The sequence below is a fragment of the Mycobacterium sp. JS623 genome (genome assembly GCF_000328565.1).
Classification (GTDB): Bacteria; Actinomycetota; Actinomycetes; order Mycobacteriales; family Mycobacteriaceae; genus Mycobacterium.
The window spans coordinates 6,363,897-6,383,944 of record NC_019966.1; the positions used below are offsets into that span (position 1 = coordinate 6,363,897).

Annotated in this window: 17 protein-coding genes; 6 read left to right on the top strand and 11 right to left on the bottom strand. The window is 65.3% G+C overall.

Annotated features, from left to right (window positions below; all coding sequences use genetic code 11):
- Positions 1-6 precede the first annotated feature (6 nt).
- Both MYCSM_RS30945 and MYCSM_RS30950 read left to right on the top strand, forming a co-directional pair.
- Positions 7-654 (top strand): FKBP-type peptidyl-prolyl cis-trans isomerase, encoded by a 648-nt coding sequence (locus MYCSM_RS30945; RefSeq protein ID WP_232425694.1) that lies wholly within the window; start codon positions 7-9, stop codon positions 652-654.
- A 62-nt stretch (positions 655-716) separates the two neighbouring features.
- Complete coding sequence (locus tag MYCSM_RS30950; protein WP_015310137.1) at positions 717-1,211, top strand: hypothetical protein; 495 nt, start codon at positions 717-719, stop codon at positions 1,209-1,211.
- Here MYCSM_RS30950 and MYCSM_RS30955 read toward each other — a convergent pair.
- Together MYCSM_RS30955 and MYCSM_RS30960 are read right to left on the bottom strand one after the other, a co-directional pair.
- Positions 1,151-4,030 carry an MMPL/RND family transporter gene (locus MYCSM_RS30955; RefSeq protein ID WP_015310138.1) on the bottom strand — a complete coding sequence of 960 codons (2,880 nt, stop codon included), beginning with the start codon at positions 4,028-4,030 and terminating at the stop codon, positions 1,151-1,153. The genes MYCSM_RS30950 and MYCSM_RS30955 overlap by 61 nt on opposite strands.
- Complete coding sequence (locus tag MYCSM_RS30960) at positions 4,027-4,473, bottom strand: MmpS family transport accessory protein (RefSeq protein ID WP_015310139.1); 447 nt, start codon at positions 4,471-4,473, stop codon at positions 4,027-4,029. Before MYCSM_RS30960 ends, MYCSM_RS30955 begins: the two co-directional genes overlap by 4 nt.
- Positions 4,474-4,749: 276 nt before the next feature.
- On the opposite strand from MYCSM_RS30960, the gene MYCSM_RS30965 reads away from it, so the two are divergent.
- From MYCSM_RS30965 to MYCSM_RS30975, 3 genes are all read left to right on the top strand, one after another.
- A complete protein-coding gene (locus MYCSM_RS30965) occupies positions 4,750-5,808 on the top strand; it encodes an alcohol dehydrogenase catalytic domain-containing protein (protein WP_015310140.1) in 1,059 nt (352 codons plus the stop codon).
- Positions 5,809-5,954: 146 nt separating this feature from the next.
- On the top strand, positions 5,955-8,009 hold the full coding sequence (locus MYCSM_RS30970) for an AMP-binding protein (RefSeq protein WP_041315361.1): 2,055 nt from the start codon (positions 5,955-5,957) through the stop codon (positions 8,007-8,009).
- A gap of 136 nt (positions 8,010-8,145) precedes the next feature.
- Positions 8,146-8,898, top strand: a complete 753-nt coding sequence (locus MYCSM_RS30975; RefSeq protein WP_015310142.1) for a hypothetical protein — start codon at positions 8,146-8,148, stop codon at positions 8,896-8,898.
- Between the two features lie 146 nt (positions 8,899-9,044).
- Here the strand turns inward: MYCSM_RS30975 and MYCSM_RS30980 are convergent, their stop codons facing one another.
- The 8 genes from MYCSM_RS30980 to MYCSM_RS31015 form a co-directional block, all read right to left on the bottom strand.
- On the bottom strand, positions 9,045-9,602 hold the full coding sequence (locus MYCSM_RS30980) for an LppA family lipoprotein (protein ID WP_015310143.1): 558 nt from the start codon (positions 9,600-9,602) through the stop codon (positions 9,045-9,047).
- Positions 9,603-9,612: 10 nt separating this feature from the next.
- On the bottom strand, positions 9,613-11,436 hold the full coding sequence (locus MYCSM_RS30985; RefSeq protein WP_232425695.1) for an alpha/beta hydrolase: 1,824 nt from the start codon (positions 11,434-11,436) through the stop codon (positions 9,613-9,615).
- An 11-nt stretch (positions 11,437-11,447) separates the two neighbouring features.
- The gene (locus MYCSM_RS30990; protein WP_015310145.1) at positions 11,448-11,747 is read right to left on the bottom strand and encodes a WXG100 family type VII secretion target; all 300 of its coding nucleotides are present in this window, start codon (positions 11,745-11,747) and stop codon (positions 11,448-11,450) included.
- 207 nt (positions 11,748-11,954) lie between these two features.
- A complete protein-coding gene (locus MYCSM_RS30995) occupies positions 11,955-14,615 on the bottom strand; it encodes an ABC transporter permease (protein ID WP_015310146.1) in 2,661 nt (886 codons plus the stop codon).
- Positions 14,612-15,340: an ABC transporter ATP-binding protein gene (locus tag MYCSM_RS31000; protein ID WP_015310147.1), complete on the bottom strand. Its 729-nt coding sequence runs from the start codon at positions 15,338-15,340 to the stop codon at positions 14,612-14,614. The genes MYCSM_RS30995 and MYCSM_RS31000 overlap by 4 nt, the downstream gene beginning before the upstream one ends.
- Positions 15,337-16,008, bottom strand: coding sequence for an ABC transporter ATP-binding protein (locus MYCSM_RS31005; protein ID WP_015310148.1), 672 nt, complete (start codon positions 16,006-16,008; stop codon positions 15,337-15,339). The genes MYCSM_RS31000 and MYCSM_RS31005 overlap by 4 nt, the downstream gene beginning before the upstream one ends.
- Positions 16,005-16,619: a hypothetical protein gene (locus MYCSM_RS31010; protein WP_015310149.1), complete on the bottom strand. Its 615-nt coding sequence runs from the start codon at positions 16,617-16,619 to the stop codon at positions 16,005-16,007. Before MYCSM_RS31010 ends, MYCSM_RS31005 begins: the two co-directional genes overlap by 4 nt.
- Positions 16,616-17,539, bottom strand: coding sequence for a phosphatase PAP2 family protein (locus tag MYCSM_RS31015; protein WP_015310150.1), 924 nt, complete (start codon positions 17,537-17,539; stop codon positions 16,616-16,618). Before MYCSM_RS31015 ends, MYCSM_RS31010 begins: the two co-directional genes overlap by 4 nt.
- A 112-nt stretch (positions 17,540-17,651) precedes the next feature.
- On the opposite strand from MYCSM_RS31015, the gene MYCSM_RS31020 reads away from it, so the two are divergent.
- Positions 17,652-18,332 (top strand): response regulator transcription factor, encoded by a 681-nt coding sequence (locus MYCSM_RS31020; RefSeq protein ID WP_015310151.1) that lies wholly within the window; start codon positions 17,652-17,654, stop codon positions 18,330-18,332.
- Here MYCSM_RS31020 and MYCSM_RS31025 read toward each other — a convergent pair.
- Entirely contained in the window at positions 18,302-19,753 is a 1,452-nt protein-coding gene (locus MYCSM_RS31025) for an ATP-binding protein (RefSeq protein WP_015310152.1), read from the bottom strand. The two genes, MYCSM_RS31020 and MYCSM_RS31025, sit on opposite strands and share 31 nt — an antisense overlap.
- Positions 19,754-20,048: the final 295 nt, after the last annotated feature.

Genomic DNA, 20,048 nt, shown 5'->3' on the forward strand with positions numbered 1-20,048 from the left:
AGTAGCGTGACTTTTGTGAACGCCCTTCGTGTGTCTTCCGTCGCTGTCCTGGCCTGCCTCACGTCGCTCGCCGTGACGTTGTCCGGATGCGGCGCCGATAAGGCCGCCAAGGAGACGCCGTCGGCAAGCGCATCGTCATCACCAGTCTCCGACGTGTTCACACCGCCCGCGTCCGCACAGACGCCGACCGGAGACGGCGGCTGCCCGTCCGCAGCGCAGACGAACGCAGCGCCGGAGTGGACTCTGCCTGGAGCGACCGGAAGCGTGGCAGTGACGGGGCCCACGGACTCGGCTGCGCCGCGCATTCAGGTGACCGCACCGTTCAGCGTGACCGAAACCCAAGTGCATACGTTGAAGCCCGGTGACGGCCCGGTGGTCGCGGCCACCGCGAAGGTGTTCGTCTGCTACATGGGAGTCAACGGACGCGACGGCTCGGTGTTCGACAGCACCTACGAACGCGGTGCCCCCATTGACTTTTCGCTCGACGGAGTGGTGCCGGGCTTCCAGAAGGCGATCGCAGGACAGAAAGTCGGCTCCACGGTCGCCGTCGCAATGACGTCCACCGACGGCTATCCGGAGGGTCAGCCCAGTGCGGGGATTCAGCCGGGCGACACGCTCATCTTCGCGATCAAGATCTTGGACGCATCGGGTTAGGCACTGCACGTACCTGTCGGGGTAACGTTTTCTAGAGTTCCGTGCAACTACAGGAGCGGCCAGTGGATCTCGGTGTGTGGGGTGATCTCACGATCCTCGCTGCGGTGATGGAAATAGTGTTCGCCACTTGCGTATTCACTTACATCGGTCGGTTGGAGAAGCGCACATCGCATCCTCTCGGTGAAAAGGTGGGCGCCCATAAAGAGGTGCTGGCCAAACTTCGCAAGCGCGAACCGATGTCGCAAGACGAAGTGGATTATGCGGCCGAACTGATTGCCGACGCTCGTTCACCGCTCGCGTACGCGATACCCGCGGCCCTGTTCACCATGGGATTCTTCTACGTCGTCGGCTGTCTGTTCATGCTCCACCTCGATGGTGGTCATCCCTCGTTCCGAACGTTCATCGGCGGCATCCCGATGTTGACCTCCATGAACATCGCCGCCCAGTTGCGTAGGGTCGCGGCGTTGAAGAGGCGGCTGGTCGACATTCCGGTTTCTCAAGAGCGCGGCGGAGTTTCGGCGGCAGCGGGATCGGCGTCGACCCACAGCGGTAGCTGACGACCTGCTGCCTGCGACCCGAATGCTTGTCGGGCGGGGCGCTGACGCACGTTCAGCGGCCACCAGAACCAGCGGCCGAGCAGCGCTGCGACGGCCGGAGTCATGAATGACCGCACGATCAGCGTGTCGAACAGCAGGCCGAGCGCGATCGTAGTGCCGATCTGACCCAGAATCCGCAAGTCGGCGAAGATGAACGACGCCATGGTGGCGGCGAACACCAGACCAGCCGCCGTCACCACGGCACCGGAGCCCGCCATCGCCCGGATGATGCCGGTGTTCAAGCCGGCGCCGATCTCCTCCTTGAACCGAGATATGAGCAACAGGTTGTAGTCCGAGCCCACCGCCAACAGCAGGATTACGGCCAATGCCAGCACGATCCAGAACAACTTGATACCGAAGATGTCCTGCCAGATCAGCACGGAGAGACCAAAAGAGGCGCCCAACGACAGCGCAACGGTACCCACGATGACGAAAGCAGCGACGAGGCTTCGGGTAATGAACATCATGACGAGCAAGATCAGGCTGAGCGCAGCGATACCGGCGATCATGAGGTCGTATTTGGCGCCGTCCTGGATGTCCTTGTAGGTGGCGGCGGTGCCTGCGATGAAGATCTTGGATCCGGCGAGCGGTGTGCCCTTGACCGCTTCCTGCGCGGAGTGCCTGATGCCGTCGATGTGCGAAATGCCTTCTGGCGTAGCGGGATCGCCTTCGTGGGTGATGATCATGCGCGCGGCTTTGCCATCCGGTGACAGGAACAGCTTGAGCCCGCGCTGGAATTCGGGATTGGTGAACGCCTCGGGCGGTAGGTAGAACGAGTCGTCGGTTTTCGACGCGTCGTAGGCCTGGCCGAGGGCGGTCGAGTTCTGCAGTGCCGCCTCCGTCTGGTCGTTGATACCTGAGGTGGTGGCGTAATTGGTCAGTGTCAGGTCGCGATTGGTCTGTTGGCTCGCGATCTGGGGCGGGATCAAGGCGAGCAGCTTGGGCTGCAGCTCGTCAAGCTTGGCGATGCTTCCTGACACGTTGGCCAATTGGTCGGTCAGCGCATCGATGCCGTCGAGTGCGTCGAACAGCGACCTCAGCGCCCAGCACGCTGGGATATCGAAACAGTGTGGCTCCCAATAGAAGTAATTGCGCAGCGGCCGGAAGAAGTCGTCGAAGTTGGCGATCTTGTCGCGCAGGTCTTGGGCGGTGGCAACGGTGTCTTTGAACGCCTGTGTCTGCTCATCAGTGACGGCGGCAGATTGCTGCTGTAGCGAATACTGCTGCCGCAGAATGTTGATCGAGTCGTTGATCACGTCGACCTGCTTGAGCAGATCAGCGCCGCGGGCCTGCTGAAACGGCAGGTTGTTTATCTGCGAGGCGCTGCCCGCGCTGATCTGGAACGGTATCGACGTGTGGTCCAGGGGCGTGCCCAAAGGCCGGGTGATCGACTGCACCTGAGCGATGCCGTCGGTGTGGAAGACGGCTTTGGCGACGCGCTCCAGCAGGATCATGTCGGTGGAATTGCGAAGATCGTGGTCGGCTTCGACCATCAGCAGTTCGGGATTCAACCGGGCTTGCGAGAAGTGCCGCTCTGCCGCGGTGTAGCCGACATTGGCGGGCGCGGTGGCGGGCATGTAGGACCGGGCGTCGTAGCTCGTCGTGTAGCGCGGAAGGGCGAGGAGGCCGATGAGGGCGATGGCGATCGTCGCCATCAGGATCGGCACGGGCCAGCGGACGATGGCCGTGCCGACGCGTCGCCAACCCCGGGTGTTCATCACACGGTTGGGTTCGAACAGACCGAAGTGGCGACCGATGATCAGTAAGGCCGGCGCCAAGGTCAACGCCGCGACCACTGCGACAAGGACGCCAATGCCGGCGGGGACACCGAGGCTGTTGAAATACGGGAGTCGAGTGAAGGTCAGACAGAGGACCGCCCCGGCGATCGTCAGACCGGAACCCAAGATGATGTGTGCGGTTCCGTGGTACATCGTGTTGAACGCGGGGATGCGATCCTGCCCGGCGTAACGCGCTTCGTGAAAACGCCCGAGAATGAAGATCGCATAGTCGGTTCCGGCGGCAATGACCAAGAGCGTCAGCAGATTGGTGGAGTACGTCGACAACTGGATGATGCCGGCGTTCGCGAGTACGGCGACGACTCCGCGGGAGGCGGTCAATTCGATCATCACCGTGAAGATCACGAGGAACACCGTGGTGAGACGACGGTAGAGCGAGAACAGCATCACCGCGATCACCCCGATGGTGATCAGGGTGGTTTTCAGCGTGCCGTGCCGGCCCACCTCGAACTGATCGGTGACCAGCGGCGCGGCGCCGGTGACATAGGCCTTCAGGCCCGGGGGCGGTGGCGTGTGGTCGACGATGTTGCGCACTGAGTCGACGGATTCATTGGCCAGCGACTCGCCCTGGTTGCCTGCGAGATACAGCTGCACCAGCGCCGCCTTACCGTCGGAGCTCTGCGAGCCGGCCGCCGTCAGCGGATCTCCCCAGAAATTCTGGATGTGCTGGACGTGTTTGGTGTCCTGTTCGAGCTTCTTGATCAGGCCGTCGTAGTAGTGGTGTGCGTCGGCGCCGAGCGGCTGGTCGCCCTCCAGCACGATCATTGCCGAACTGTCCGAGTCGAATTCGCCGAACACTTTGCCGATACGTTTGGCGGCCTGCAATGAGGGTGAATCCTGCGGGCTCAGCGACACGTTGTGTGCTTGGGCGACCGTCTCCAATTGCGGCACAAAGACATTCGTCACCACAGCAAGGCCGAGCCAAAACAGCGCGATGAGCACCGCGTACCGGCGGATGAGGTTGGGAACCCGCTGGGTCGTCATCCGGATTTGTCCAGGCAGTAGGTGAAGGCGTTCAGGGTGTTGACCGTTCTTTCGTCTTTGACGACGTCGTCGATCTTGATTCGGCAGCCGAGGGAGTCGCTGTCGCCTTGGGCGGAGACGTTGACGAAGACGGCCGGTTGGGTGGTGGTGGTGTCATAGGACCAGGGCAGGGTCGCGGCGTCGACACGCTGGGGTTGGGCGTTGACGTCGAGGTAGGTGATGGTCGCGGTGGTGCCCGGTGGGCCGTAGACCTCCATGACGACGTGCTTGGGGTTGAACGGGTGGATCTCGTTGGCGGCTGCGCTGGGGGTGGAGGTGACGTCTTTGGAGCCGAAGATGCCGTTCAGCCGGTACACAGCGAATCCCGCGACCGCGATGACGAGGATCGCGACCAGAAGCATCCAGCGTCGCAACACTCGGCTTCCGAGCGAAACCCGCTGCATCCGTGACCCTTTCATGAGCGGCGACAGGCGCGGTCGGTAGGGAATTCCCGTAGCGTGGCTAATCAACTAGGTTGACGGTACGACACGGGATCAGAGTCCACAACACCGGCATTGGACACGCCCCGTAATGGTGCCTCGTGCCGATTCGCCGGACCTGGCCGGGGCCCGCTGGCGCTGGGGACTACCGGGGAATGCGGTCGGCGTATCTTACGGGCGCGGGTCCGAGTGACTCTTTCAGTCGCACCACTGAAGGCCTTGACCGGATAGGTAGGCGATATGCGCGCAATGGTCATGGACCGCGTCGGCGAGCCACTCGAGGTTCGGCAGGTGCCCGACCTCGCGCCGCCCGACGGCGGTGTTGTGGTGGACGTGTATGCCACCGGGTTGTGCCGCAGCGACTGGCACGCGTGGGCCGGCCACGACGACATCGCACTGCCCCATGTGCCCGGCCACGAGCTCGCCGGGATGGTCTCGGCGGTGGGCGTCGGGGTGCAGAACTGGTCGGTAGGCGACCGGGTGACCGTGCCGTTCGTGTGTGGCTGCGGCAGGTGCCAATGGTGTAAGTCCGGGAACGCGCAGGTCTGTCCCGACCAGGTGCAGCCCGGCTTCACGCACTGGGGCTCATTCGCGGAGTACGTCGCGCTGCACGCCGCCGACACCAACTTGGTCGCCATACCGGACTCGGTGTCGTTCGAGGCTGCCGCGAGCCTGGGCTGCCGGTTTGCCACCGCCTACCGCGCGCTGACCGCCCGCGCCCGCCTGGCCGCCGGCGAGTGGGTGACCGTCGTCGGCGTGGGCGGGGTCGGCCTCAGCTCGGTGATGATCGCCAAGGCGCTGGACGCCAACGTCATCGCCGTCGACCGCAACGCCGTCGCTCTCGACGCTGCGAAAACCCTCGGGGCCGACCATGTCCTGGTCGCTGACGGCTCCGACGTTCCCGCTCGGGTTCACGAGATCACCGGCGGCGGAAGCCATATCGCAGTCGACGCTGTCGGCCTCGAGCAGACCTGTGCGGACTCGATCCTCAGCCTGCGTCGCCGCGGCCGCCACCTGCAGGTGGGGCTGCTGCCCCCGGCGAACGGTCATCCGCGGGTTCCGATGGCCCGTGCTATCGCTTGGGAGCTCGATCTGCTCGGCAGCCACGGCATGGCGGCAGCAGACTATCCGAGGATGCTCGCCATGATCGAGAGCGGCGACCTGCGCCCCCAGGACCTGATCGAGCGTGTTATCGGGTTGGAGGAGGCGGCTGCACTCCTGCCCAACGTCGTCAACGCTTCCCCCGCCGGGATGACCCTCATCAACCCACGGCCACCGCGCGCAGAACAGGTGGGATAACCGACTTCAGCAGGCCCCATCCGCGTCGACGTCCATGTTGTCCAGTCGACGAAAAAGTTCCGCGTCGAAGGCAAATGAACCACAATGTGCCTTCAGTTCGCCTAGCTGGCAGGACCGACGTGGCACGTGACGTGATCGCCTTCGACATGACGCTGGCTCACACATGTCCAGACATATGGGGCATCCTCGAGACACCCGACTGGTACCCGCGCTTCTTCCATGGGCTCGGGTCATGCGAGCAGGTATCCGGCACGCTGCACGAGTTCGAGGTCCGCTTCGCGACCCCGCAGGGGGGCGTCGTCGTTCACCAGATGCGCCAAACGGCGCTCCGGGCGGGTACAGAGATGCGACTCGAGGCAACACAGGGAAGTCGCTGTTTCGTGGCGATTCGCCTGACGCCCGAGACGGACGGCACGCAGATCGCGTTGAGGATCTTCGCGGTCGGCCAGCTCCACCCCGAGTTCGCGAAAGTCGGCGACAAGGCCGTCCAGAACTGGGTTCGGGACGGCCTGTTGCGAATCTCGGACTACCTCGACGGCAAGCAGTCGTCGCTTCTGGCCAATATGGGCGACGGACGTTCTCTACATCTGAGCGTCGTGAAGACCATGATCGCGAGTGGTGTGGTGCGGGCGGCCCGGCCGGATCGTGGTCTTAGACAGCTCAATTCCCTTGCTAAATGGGGATTTACGCTCGCAGGCGGACTGGGGGCGGCCGCTTCGAGATCACCGCGCAACATCGCGTCGATCGACCGGCACGGCAATTTGACGTACGCGGACATGGCCGAACGCACCACACGCTTGGCGGCGGGCCTCGTTGCAGGTGGCTTCACGAGCGACAGCAAGTTCGCGGTGCTCGCACGCAATCATTCGGCGATGGTCGAATGCATGGTGGCTGCAAGCAAGTTGGGTGCGGACCTGGTATTGCTCAACACCGGCCTCGCGCCGCGTGCGATCGAAGAAATCGTCGCACACCACGCCGTCGAGGCCATCTTCGTCGATGACGACCTCGACCCGCGGGTGCACTACCTCCCCGCCGATCTACCGCGCATTTCGACGCACCCCAATTCAGCGGTGCCGCAGCGGCGTTCGATCGAAGACGTCATCTCGGACGGGGCCGACGCGGGACCGGTGGCACCACCGAAACGACCGGGCAAGCTGATCGTTCTCACGTCCGGGACCACCGGCACGCCCAAGGGCGCACGTCGGCCTACACCACCCGGCTTCGGCGCAATCGCCGCGATGCTGTCCCGTATGCCGCTGCGTCGCGACGAAGTGATGTTGTTGGCCGCGCCGCTATTTCACTCCTGGGGCCTGGCCGCACTCCAAGTCAGTACGCCGCTAGTGGCAACGGTGGTGCTGATGGAACGGTTCGACGCCGAAGAGTGCCTGAAAACCATTGCCCTGCAACGCTGCACCGCCCTTGTGCTGGTTCCGGTGATGTTACAGCGCATTCTCGAATTACCTGCCGCCGTGGTCAGCCAATACGACACGTCGTCGCTGAAGGTGGTCGCCAGCAGCGGATCGCCGATCCCCGGCGCAGCCGTCGTCAAGTTCATGGACACCTTCGGTGACATTCTGTACAACTTCTACGGCTCCACTGAGGTGTCGTGGGCAACGATCGCTGATCCCACGGACCTTCGCCTCGCCCCGACGACCGCCGGTCGCCCGCCTCTCGGTACGCGCATTGCCATCCTCGATCAGAACGGCCATCCGCTGCCGGTCGGCGGTGTCGGTCGTATCTTCGTCGGCAACGACATGCTGTTCGACGGCTACACCAATGCGGCGTCACCTGCCGTCGAAGACCAGCTGATGGACACCGGCGATCTCGGATACCTCGACGCCAGCGGTCGGCTGTTCGTCGCCGGCCGCGACGACGAGATGATCATCTCCGGCGGCGAGAATGTGTTTCCGCGGCCCGTCGAAGAAGCTATCGCCGCCTTGCCACAGGTCGCCGACGTGGCAGTGGTCGGTGTTCCGGATGCGGAATTCGGTCAACGCCTTGCCGCGTTCGTCGTCCGGGCCGAAGGGTCGTCGCTGGACGAAGAGATGGTCAAGGGCTACGTCCGAAACCGCCTGAGTCGCTTCTCGATTCCGCGCGAAATCACGTTCGTCAATCAGCTGCCGCGCACGGCGACGGGAAAGATACTGAAGCGCCAGCTGGTCGATTCCCAGTTTCCGCTGGAGACAGGCTGGCCTGGTTAGCACGAGCTACTGGGCGGCAAATCTCGAACACGGGGAAATTTCCCCATTCAACTCCGACCGATGTGCGACGCACACTACGCAGCAGCGACACGTCACCAAGAAACCGCCAAGGCGATCACCGCAACCTTGAGCCAACATGTTCGCCCAGCCCAGCCGGGCCCGTCAGACCAAGAAGGAACACAAGCCAGTGAAAACGACCAGGATTATGGAGCTCGCGCTGATCGGCACGGCGACGGCCCCGGATTCGCACCGCCGGGTGCTGCTTCAGTCCCGGACCGTCAAGCTGATTGGCCTTCTGTTGGCCGTCACAGTGGCCGCCTGTGCCCACACATCCGCGCCCACATCAGAGACGTCCAAAGCCAGTCCGGCGACCGCGGTGCCCACGCCCGGCACGGGCGCGGTCACGTTCGAGTACTTGCAGCGCGCGCCCGTGCCGGCGGTGTGCGAGCACGACCCAGGCGAACTGCGAAACGGGCAATTGCCGCCACAAGAGGGGCATCGCGGAAACGTCGGGATCGCGTTGAACTACAACACCGCCGCCTACAAGGTGGCGTTTGGCAACCTGACGGGGGGCGCAGGCGGCGCCGCTATGGTCATCCACTGCAATGCCGGTGGGGTTGGGTGGCCGGAGAGTGTGCAGCTCTATACGGCGGGCCCGCAGCTCTCAACCGCCGGGCCCAAGTGGCTGGGTGGAATCGACCTCGGCGACCTTACCCATGGTGGCTCGGAAATCGTGACCGATCTGTCCATCTCCGACGGTGTCGCACATGTGACGTGGATGGCGAACGGTCCGAATGATGGCGCATGTTGTCCGACCGTGGAGATGATGGCCGACCTGCGTTGGGACGGTTCCACAGTCGTTGCCCAGAACGTGCGCCGAGCCAACTAACCAGGCGCTCCCGCCGACGGGTCGGTATGGCCGTGCTCCGGGTATTCGGAGTCAACAACCTCTCCCCCGAACCACCATCTGGCGACACTGCATAACGGACAGCGCAACTCGGTTGCTCAGGGATCCGGTTCGATTCTCCGAAGGTGCTACTTCTTGTCGTTGGGTAGGCGGCACCCGGTGTAGCCAGAAACAACCACATTGCCCTTGTACGAGAACTTGATGAAGACGCCGGCCGGACCGGTGAACCACACATCGTGCTTGCCCGGTTGATCCTGCATGACCTGGACATCGGTTGCCTGAAGCTTGGCAGCCGCATCTTTGGCCACGTTGAGGAGGTCGTTCCATTGTTGCTCGGTGAGGGTAACGTCATTGGCAACCCGGTTCGGCAGGAAATGGCGCTTGCCGTCGGTCTGCTCGTATGGCGCCTCGCAGTTGCCAGTGTCTTCGTTAGTCGCGGTCGTCCAGACGATGTCTGGCACGACTTTGCTTGCCGCCGTGGTGATCTCGTCAATCGCGGCTTGCACCTGCGTGGTCGTGTCCTCGAGCGACGGCAGGGATTTCAACTCATCGAGTGCCTTCGCTGCATCGCTGGACGGTGTGGGGGCATCGGGCTGGGACACGTGACATCCTGTCGTCAAGAGGGCGAAGGCAAGGGCCGCGGCGCTGAGCCAGCCGTAGCGATGCCGTTTGGTTCCAATCGTCATGTCGAGGTCTCTACTTCTGTCGGACCGCGTCATCGCTCAGACCGGCGATGACCGCGGCAATGTTGTAGTTGGTCGTCCGTGGCAGGCCGTCACCGCTGAAGCGCGGATAGTCGCTATGACCATGTGCGGCTTCAAGGCTCAGCGTGCCACCTAAACCATCTGGCACGACCGACGCGCCGGTCGCCAGATGCGTGAAGTTGGAGTTCGTCGCCGGGTTGGGCCCAAATTGCCCTGCTCCCGTGAGATCGGCCCCGGCAAGGGCTGATTCGGCAAGCACGTTGAAGGGCGGCGGCAGTGCGGCTGCGGCGGTGTGCGCGATCGGCGGCCCGTCATAGACCCATTGAATCGGGTCATCGGGCGTTTCCATGGTGAAGACGTGGCCTGGCTGCAGGTGGAGCTGTTCGGGAGTCGTCGCTTCGATGCCCGGCGAGCCGTAGAAGATTGCGTTGGTGACGCCATGGTTGCCGGGTTCTTGTAACGCCAGACCCGTCGTCAGTGAACCGTAGCTGTGACCAATGGCCGTCAGCTCGGGCGGTACCCCTTGATGGCTGGCGCCGATGCCGTCATAAAAGCCAGCCAGATCATGGGCGCCGGCTCTCGCGAGGTCGTCGTGACTGACACCCCACAGGCCTGCCAGCGACGCGTTCTTGTCATCCCAACCCGGTACCTGTGGGGCGTCGTAGCCGATCCAGGCGACGGTCGATACGGAATCGAGCGAGTGCCCCGGCGTGTTCTGCAGCTGGCGCAGGCTTTCCTGCCGAAGGTTGGTCGCCTCCTCGGTCATGCTTCCGATGCTGCCGTGGACCGTGGTGTTCAAGCCGGGCGTCGTCACCGAAACATGCTGTGCCGTATCGGGATCGCCAATCGCGATGGCCGCGCGGGCTTGCGTTCCGCTGTGGGTGTCGAGCAGCATTAGTTTGCGATTGGGGTTGTCCTTGACGGCTTTGTCCACCGCCTGGAGGTCGGGCAGGAATTTCGCACCGCTCGTGGCGGCGGCGTATTGGCGTTGCCAGGCTTCGTATTTCAGCCGGTCATCGAAGATCGCGCCCGGTTTATTCGGCGGCGGAATGTTCTGGCCATTCGCCCAATCGGGGTGTTGGTTTCGCAGGGCGTCGGCCTGCGCCTGAGCAGCTTGCGCACGGTTCAGCTCGTCACCGAGTGCCAGCCGGTTGTAATAATCGCGGTCAACCGTTGGCATACCATTATGGTTGCCGATTGAGTGATCCCGTTGATAGAGCGCGTCTTTCTCCTCGGGTGTGAGCTTCTCCCACAGATCGTGGAACTGTTTGGGATCGTCCGGCAGCGGCTTAGCCAAGGCGTCGAGTACGTCGGGCCGGGTTTCCGGTTGGCCGGCTCTGTTCGCATCGTCACCGGCGGTCACGATCGCCTGGGCCAGATCCGCGTCGGCGGCATTGGCCGAAGTGAGCAGCTCCTTGATTCGCTTTTCGAGATCGGCTTGCTGCAGGGCGTACATCGGGTCGCCAGCCATGGCGGGAGGTGGCTTCACCGCGCCTGTAGCCATTTCGATGGTGAAGCCTCCAGCGGCCGCATCACTCTGAATGCGCTGCCAGGACGCGCGCACTCGCTCAATCTCATCAGCGGCGTTGCCAGTGGCCGACGAGAGCCGTGCCATCTCTTCGCCGTGCGAGGCCAGAAAGGCGCTCAACTTATCGAGCGAAGCGCGGGCGGCGTCGCCGCCGCGGCCTTGCCATGACGCGATCAGCGGCAGCTTGCCCAGACCCGCCCTGACCTCATCGGCGCTGGCGCCCCGTTTCGCGATCGCCTTGGAGACCTCACGCACAGCCGACGGATCCCACCGATTGATGTCGGCCAAGGTGATGGTCATTAGAGCTGGTCGTTGAGCTTTTCCGCGCCGTCGGTATCGGTGGCCTGATAGCTCGTGGCGGCAGTGCGGAAGGCTTCGCGGTGGGCGGCAATCTCGCTGGTCAGTTTGGCCGTCGCCTCCTGCCATTCAACAAATTTCGCCTGCAGCGCGACTGAGGAGGCTCCCACCCAACCGGCCTGCGCCTCTTCAATAGAGCCGTTCGCAGCCGTGTGCGCAGTCAGTAACTCGGCATGGTGCATGTCCATGTGATCCGAAGACATGTGCAGATCGACCGGATCAACCTTGACGTGGTCGGCCATCGCGCACCCCTGTAAACACGAGCTCAGCAAACATCAGCCTGCTCAGAATACCGGCGTGGCGATTGGGTCTGGTGCAGCGATGTCGCTGGGCAATCTTCGCCGTCGCGCGGACGGGTGCACTACCAGCACAAATACCCCAGCAACACGCGCGTAGCGACTAGGTGGGATCGACGATGGGCACCTCCGGGTGGAGCGTGATCCCGCGAACTACAGTTCGCCGAGCACCGTCAGTGGCGATCGTTGCGCGATGCGGACGGTGGCGGCCGACACCGCGCCGACCGCGACGATGGTGGCGATGACAGTCGCGCCGAGGTAGGTCCATGGTGCCGACAGCACTGTCGGCGGCGGGTCGAAGACGCCCGTGAGCACACTGACCAGCATCCGCGACAGGGCCCAGCCGAGGGTGACCCCAGCGGTGAGACCGCATGCGACGAGGGCGGTGGTTTCGGCCAGTACGAACGACCGCAGTTGGCGTCGGCTGGCTCCCAGCGCGTTGGCGATGACGAAGCTGCGCCGCCGATCGGTGAGTCCCAGCCCGAGGACCAGGGCTCCGGACGCGGCGGCCAGGAACAAGCCGAAGCCAAGCTCGATGCGGGTGAGTCCGGCGAGGTTGACCGAGGTCAGGCTGGATCCGACACTGCCGCGGGTGGTGGCGATATCGGTGACGGTCGCCGAAGTGCCGGCAGCTATCTTGATCCGGTCGGCGACGGCGGTGGTGTCACGTCCGCCAGTATCGACGAGGAAGGCCCCGACGGCGTCGCTGCCGGTTTGTTGGGCCACGTAGCTGGCGTTGGCGACGAAGAAGCTGTCCTTGGGGGCGGTGGGGAATTCGGTGACGATCCCGATGTAGTGGAATCCGATGGTGGTGAGTTGGTGGGTGCGGGCGTCCTGCAGCCGCAGGTTGATGGTGTCACCGGGAGCCAGCTGGAAGTCTTTGACCGTTTCGGCGCTGACCAGCAGGGAATCGGGCTGCGCGGCCAGCTGGTGCATCAACTGCCCGACGGTGCCGCCGTGAAAGTAGTTGTCCTGCAACGCGGTGACGCTGGTGATGCTGGCCGGGTTGACACCGTAGAGGTCCTGCAGGTCGGCTCCGATGTAGGCGAAGCGGTGCTGGAGCGGTTCCACCGCCCGGACTCCCGGTATTGCGGCCAGTTGTCTCGCCGCGTCTGCAGGCGCGGCCGCGCCCGGTGGTTCGGTGACGGTGACGTCAGCACCGTTGGTGAGTTGCGCGTCGACTTCGGCCTGAGCCTGATAGGTGGCATTGAACGTCGCGGTGGACACGGCGAACGCGACCGCCAGGCTCAAGAGCACGATCGCCCGCGCGAGCGGCGCGCGCTGCCGAGATAGCGAGTGGGCGACGACGCGCGACAAGGACCCGGTCAATGGCCGCAGCGCGCGGGCGACGACGGGCCAACCGCGGCCAAGAAGCAGATCGGCCAGTCGCCACACCAGCAGGGTGGCGCCGATCCACAACAGGGCCGGGGCGACGAAAGCCCAGTAGGACACCGAGATCGAGGGCACGCCTTCGGGGGCGAGCACGATCTGGTAGCCGGTGCGCGCGACCTGCCAGAACAGCAGGCCAGATACCGCCAGCGCCACGATGTCTAGACCGAGTCGTGTCGCCCGGGGGGCCATGGTTCTGCGCACATCGGCGCGGGCAGTAAGGACGGTGACGGCGTGCAGATCGCGCCAGGCGGGGGCCAGAACCGTCACTGCCGCGATGGCAAGCCCCGCGGCGGCCGACGCGCCGGCCCACCCGATCGCGGCGGACGTGTCAGCACCAAAGCTGGCCGATCCGAACGTGGCCAGGCCGACCAGTGCGGCGGCAGCAAGGCCCACCGCGCTGCCGATCATGCCGACAACGACGGCTTCTGCCGCGGCCAGGCGAATCAGGTGGGCCCGCGTCGCGCCGCGGGCGCGCAGCAGGGCCTGGTCGTGTCGTCGACGATCTGCGCCCGCGGTGACAACGGTCGCGGTCAACAGTGCCGCGAGGATGGCGGCGGGCAGGCCAAGGAACAGAAACAGCACCCTTGCGTATGCGGCGTCGCCGCGTGCGGCACTGAGCGCGGCGCCAAGGTTGTCACCGACAAGAGCGCCGCCGGAGCTGCGGGCCTCGAGGTTGTGCGCCGCGGCAACGACCTGCGTGTAGGCCAACGAGGGGTCGGACGGCAGCGTGTGGTCGAGGGTGGTGTGGATCTGAGTGCTGATCAGGTCGGGCCGCAGCGCCGCCAGCGAATCGAACACGGTGTGCCACTGAGTGTTTCCGAGGATCAGCACGTTGTCCGGCGGTGCGACGGGTTGGGCGCCGACGGGTGCACCGACCTTCTGGAACAGCGAATCCGCCTGGGGCAGGTCTACGACGCCGTCAACCTTGACGTCGACCGGCGCGAGGCCTGCCCGCCCGATGCGGATGGTGTCGCCGGGCGCCACATGCAGGTTGGCGGCAGTCTGTTGGGCCACCAGGACCCCGCTTTCGGCGCCGACGAGGGCGCGAATGGCACCCGGAAACTGCGCTCGGTAGTTCGGGGGGATGCCCAAAACCATTCCGGGGCCAGTTGTTTGGGTGCTTCCACCGGTCTGTGCGACGAATCCGGTGGAGTGGGCGTATCCGACCGGTAGTGAGGCTTGGAATTCCGGTGCGGACCGCATTGTGTCCAGAACGGTCGATGGTTGGGTGTCGGGTTGGATTTCGACCTGCCAGTCGACGGTAACGCTGCGGATGGCGCGGGCGGTCATCGAACCCTGGGCGGCGGCCAGGAAACTGCCGAGGCAGGCCAGCAGGGCTACCGCGGCAGCTATACCGGCGGCGGTCGCGGCCAGTCGGCCACGTCGGCGCCGCAGCAGCCCGAGCGTCCAGGTCGCGATCATGGCGCGCTGCTGTCATCGGTGCTGGGATGTGTGTCGACGTGCCCGTCGCGCATCACCCAGTGGTCAGGTAGCCGGGCGGCCACGCCGGGGTCGTGGGTAGAGATGATCACCGCGGCGCCGATCGAGATCGCGGTGTCCAGCAGGACGGTGATTACCTTGTCGGCGTGGTGATGGTCCAATCGCCCGGTGGGTTCATCGGCGAGGATTAGGGCTGGGCGGGCGGCGAGCACCCGCGCGATCGCGACCCGCTGCGACTGACCTCCCGACAGCTCGTCGGGCAGTTTGGCGGCCAGGTCGCTGATCTCGACCAGGTCGAGTGCAGCGCGCGCATCGCGCATCGCGGTGTGCTCGGCCTGCCCGGCGAACAGCATTGGGAGAGCGACGTTCTCGGTGACGTCGAGGCTGGGCAGCAGGCTCGGGCCCTGAAACACCATGCCGACCGCGGTCGGGTGCGGGCTGTCCTCGAGTGCGGGCCATCGGACCGATCCGGAGGTCGGGGCGTCGAGTCCAGCGATCAGGTGCAGCAGAGTGGACTTTCCCGATCCCGATGGTCCGGTCACAGCGATCCGCGCACACGGCGATATTCGGCAGTTCACGTCCCGAACTGCGCGCACCGCCGTGGCACCGGAGCCGAAAATGCGGCTCACACCGATACATTCGGCGACGGGCGACGTTGTGATGGTCGCGTCGATGACGGCTTCCTGCTCGCCGGGACGGGTGGTCACGAGCACACCCGGCCGTCATCGAGCCGAACCAGGCGTGCGGCCGCGGCGGCGACCGCGGGACTGTGGCTGGCAACGAGGATCGCGGTGCCGCGGCCCGCGGCATCGGAAAGGAGGTCGAGCACCCGTGATTCGGTGGCACTGTCCAGTTCACCGGTGGGTTCGTCGGCAAGCAACGCGGCCGGAGCATTGGCGAGCGCCATCGCCAGTCCGGCACGGGCCAGCTCGCCACCGGAGAGCTGACCGGGGTAGAACCCGGCCCGCTCGGACAGACCCAGCAGTGTCAACACGTCGGGCTGGCTGATCGCTGCGGGTCCCGCCAGGCCGCGCACCAACGACAAGTTCTGCGCCACCGTGAGGTGGTCCAGCAGGTTGGCGTTCTGAAACAGCATGCCGATGTGTCGGGCCCGGATCCGGGTTCGTTCGGGTTCGGGGCGATGGCTGATCCGCTGGCCCGCGATGCGCGCACTGCCGCCGTCTGGGTCGTCCATCCCGGCCAGACAGGCCAGGAGCGTCGATTTCCCCGACCCGGAAGGTCCAGTGACGGCGACGAACTCGCCACTATGCACTGTCAGCGATACGCCTTGCAGCGCAAGGGTTTCCTCATCTCCCGCCCGGTAGAACCGGTAGAGCGAGCGCGCCTCCAGCGCGGGCGGGAGCTCGACTTTCATTGCCACTGCAGTGAATCGGTGACGGTCCGCCACGGGTCGACGTTGTCGGCGCCGACCGGGCCGGACAGGGTCAGGATCACTTCGTGGCCGTCTCGCCAGAACTCGTAGCGCTCGATGGCGTCAGTTCCGACTTTCCCGGTGACCGGGTTCGGGGGTGAGGTGCCCTGGTAAGTGATCAACATGACCTGACCCGCCTTGCGTTGCACCGCAGTCACCGTCCCGGGCCGGTAGCCAGGGGTGGACGAGGCGATGGCCGGCAACTCGTCGACACTGACCGACATGGTATTGGGGGCGGTGGCACGAGGGCGTGTCTCGATGCGCACCGCATTCGCCTTGTCGGTGAAGATGGTCGCGGCGCCGTCGGTGGTGCGCGCCCAGCCTTCTGGCACCGAAACCGTGAATGCGCCTCCCGGTGGCGTGAACGGCACATATGCCTGGTTGTCGGGGATGTCGCCGGCGGGGTTGTTTTCGGGCGTCGGCGTCGTGACGGTGCTGCTGCGGGCGCCCGCCCCGGACGGGGCGGTGCCGCTGGTCCCGCACCCGGCGAGCACCGCCGCTGCTGTGGCCAACACCGCAGCGGCAACCGCCAGCGTGCGGGTGGGGTTTCTCATGACTTTCCCTCGAGGCGCGGTTCACACATGTCGCGTGAGCGCACCGAGGGCACGCCGTGGCGGTCCGCTGCGATCAGGGTGGCGGGCTTCACGAGCCCGCCGCCGAACGTCGTCACCGGTGGGTCTTCGCCGGTTGACGCGGCGACCGGCGGCGCGTCGTGTTGGCCCGACCGGTCATGCAGGGCCCCGTATGCCGTCGTGCCGATGGTGACGAACACCGCGGCCAGGATCGCCCCGGCGGTGACGTCCGTGAGCCAGTGCACACCGAGGTAGAGGCGGGTGGCGGCGACGACCAGCACGATGGTGACCACCCCGCCCGCCAGCCAGGTCCTTGCGGTGCGGCTGCGGCCCATTCCCACGCAGACCGCGGTGATGCCGAGCAGCGCGGCGGTGGCGGTGACATGACCGGACGGGAACGACGGATCGGTCTCCACGACCAGCCGCCACTGCAGCGGAGGCCGGGGCCGATCGACCACCGCTTTGAGTGCGGTACTTGCCAGCGCCGCAGCAGAAACCGTGCCGATCACGACGATGCCCGGGACCCTCGAGCGGGCCCGCCAGGACAGCAGCGCCGCGCAGATCAGTGCGGCAACCGCGGTCGCGACCGGGCTGCCCAGGTCGGTTATCACCAAGGCGGCCACGTCGAACCCCATGGATCGGTGCGCGACGACCCAGGACGTGGTCGCCGTGTCGAGTTCGGGGACCCATCCGGGGCGGTGGATCGCGAGCACGAGTCCGGTCAGGATCGTGAGCAGCCCCGCGACGCGCAGGGCGGCGGCGACCTGCCGGTGTCCGGATAGCACCTGGGCACCGAGGAAGAAGGCCGCGACGATGAGCACGGTCATAAACGTCGACGCGGTAGCCGGGCCGGCGATCGCGTCCCAGACCCTGTCGAGGATGGTGGCTCTGACGTCGGACATGCCAGCAGCCTGGCGCCCGGTGGCTGTGGAGACGCTGAGAAGTCATCGATGACGGTGGAAGATTCTGCTCTACTGGGGTCACCGGCTAGACGAGCCGGAGATGGAGGGCGCCGTGCGCGTTCTGCTGGTCGAGGACGAAACCCGGCTCGCCGAGACGGTGCGCCGCGGCTTGGTCGCAGAAGGATTCGTCGTCGACGTCGAACACGACGGTGTGGAGGGATTGGCGGCAGCCGCCACCGGAGATTTCGACGTGCTGGTACTCGACATCATGCTGCCAGGGCTCAGCGGATATCAGATCGTTCGCCAGTTGCGGAGCCGCCAGGTGTGGACACCGGTACTGATGCTTTCGGCCAAGGACGGCGAATACGACCTGGCGGACGCATTCGACATCGGCGCCGACGATTACCTGACGAAACCGTTCTCGTTCGTGGTCCTCGTGGCGCGACTGCGAGCCCTGTTGCGACGCGGCGCCCCCGAACGCCCGACCGTGCTGACTGCGGGGACCCTGTCGTTAGATCCGGCACGTCGACAAGTGACCCGCGGCCAGACCGTGCTCAGCCTGACGGCGCGTGAGTACGGCGTGCTGGAATTCCTATTGCGCAACAAGGGCGATGTGGTCTCCAAGTCCGAAATCCTGCGGTCAGTCTGGGATTCGAACTACGAAGGCGACGACAACGTCGTCGAGGTCTATATCGGGTATCTGCGGCGCAAGATCGACGTGCCGTTCGGGGTGGTCACCATAGAAACCGTGCGCGGCGCCGGCTACCGACTCCTAAGCGCTCCAGTCCCATGATCTGCGTCGGCCGAATCTTGCTGTCCCAGTGGCAGTGTGAGAGTGAAGACCGCGCCACCGTCGGTCGCATCGCTTACCGCGACGGCGCCGTGGTGAGACCGCACGATCTGCTCGACGATCGATAAGCCGAGGCCCGATCCGCCCGACGACCGGGTGCGGGTGGGGTCGAGGCGAACGAATCGTTCGAATACCCGTGCCCGGTCTTGCACCGGGATACCGGGTCCGTCGTCAGCGACCGTGATGACCGCGTGAGCTGCCTCGGGGCGGCAACCCATGGTGACCGTGCTGGAGGCGTGCCGCACGGCGTTGTCGACCAGATTGCGGAGCACTCGGGCCAGGGCAGCGCGATCGCCGACGGCGCGGCACGCCTGGATGTGGGTGACGGTGTGGACCGATCCGATGGCGCGTAGCCGGCTCGCCTCGGCCAGGAGTAGATCGTCGATGTCGACGTCGTCGTGGTGTAGCTCTATCGCGTCTTCATCCGAGCGGGCCAGCAACAGCAGATCCTCGATGAGCTGACGCATGCGGTGCGCTTCGGGCAGCAGGGATTCGTCGATCAGCTCGTTGTCCATCAGTTCGGGCCGCTCAGACGCCATCTCGAGTGCGGCGGTGATTGTGGCTAGTGGGCTGCGCAGCTCATGGGAAGCGTCGCTGACCAGCCGGTGTTGGGCGTCGCGGCCGCGTTGCAGTCGGGCGAGCATGGCGTTCATCGTCGCCGCAAGGTGGGCGATCTCGTCTTGGGTGGCCGGCATCGGCACCCGTTGCGCGAGATCGGTGCTCGAGATCGACGCCACCCGGGAACGGATCGCTTCGACCGGTCCCAACGCCGCCCCCACCAACCGGTAGGTGCCCACGACCGTTAACGCGATGATGACCGGTGAACCGACCGCGACGAGGGCAGCCACCTTGGTGACGACGGATTCCACGGGTTCGCGGTTGGCGCCGACCAAGATGGTGACCAACCCGCCGCGAACTCCTGTCGCACGGGCCGACACCCAGTAATCGAAGCTACGCCCCGGACCTTGCACCCGTCCCACGCTGCGCGCCTGACCATCGCTCAACGAGGTTGTCACCAGCGGTGACGTGGGTGCACCGTTCGAGGCGGCCAGCACTTTCCCCGTGGCATCCACGATCTGCACCGCACCGATCTGGCTGTCGGTCACCAACAACGACGGATCCACCTCCCGGGGCGCATCAGTGCGCAATTGCGCACTGATCTGCTCAGCGCGGGCCGCGGCCGCACCCTGCGCGGTGGACTCCAAAGATCGGTAGAGCACCAGCAGCAGAACACCACCGGCGCCGGCAAGACATAGCGTCATCACCACCGCGGCGGCCAGCGCCGAGCGAGTACGCACGCTCGCATGCATCGGGTTGAGTCGGCCGACGATCAGAACCTCCCGGTGTGCGCCCAACGCCGCCATGTCATCGCAGCGCCCCGTCGTCCCCTAACCCCAATCATCCAGCACGACGTGATACCCATCATCGTGGCCCGCCGACGCTGTGAAATCGTTGAAAGAACGGGCGCGCATCAACATCCTCAGCGATCTGTGAGAGCGCCCGCGTTGCCACGACGCTCCGTCGCCACCGCTCGGTTGTGCTGTTTCGGCGCCCTCCAACCCAGGTACGGCCATCGTTGCCGATACGCCTGCGATCGAACGCGCTCGACCGCGGCGTTCCCATGGCGGCTGGCCCCGGTGCCCTTGATGGTTGCGATGT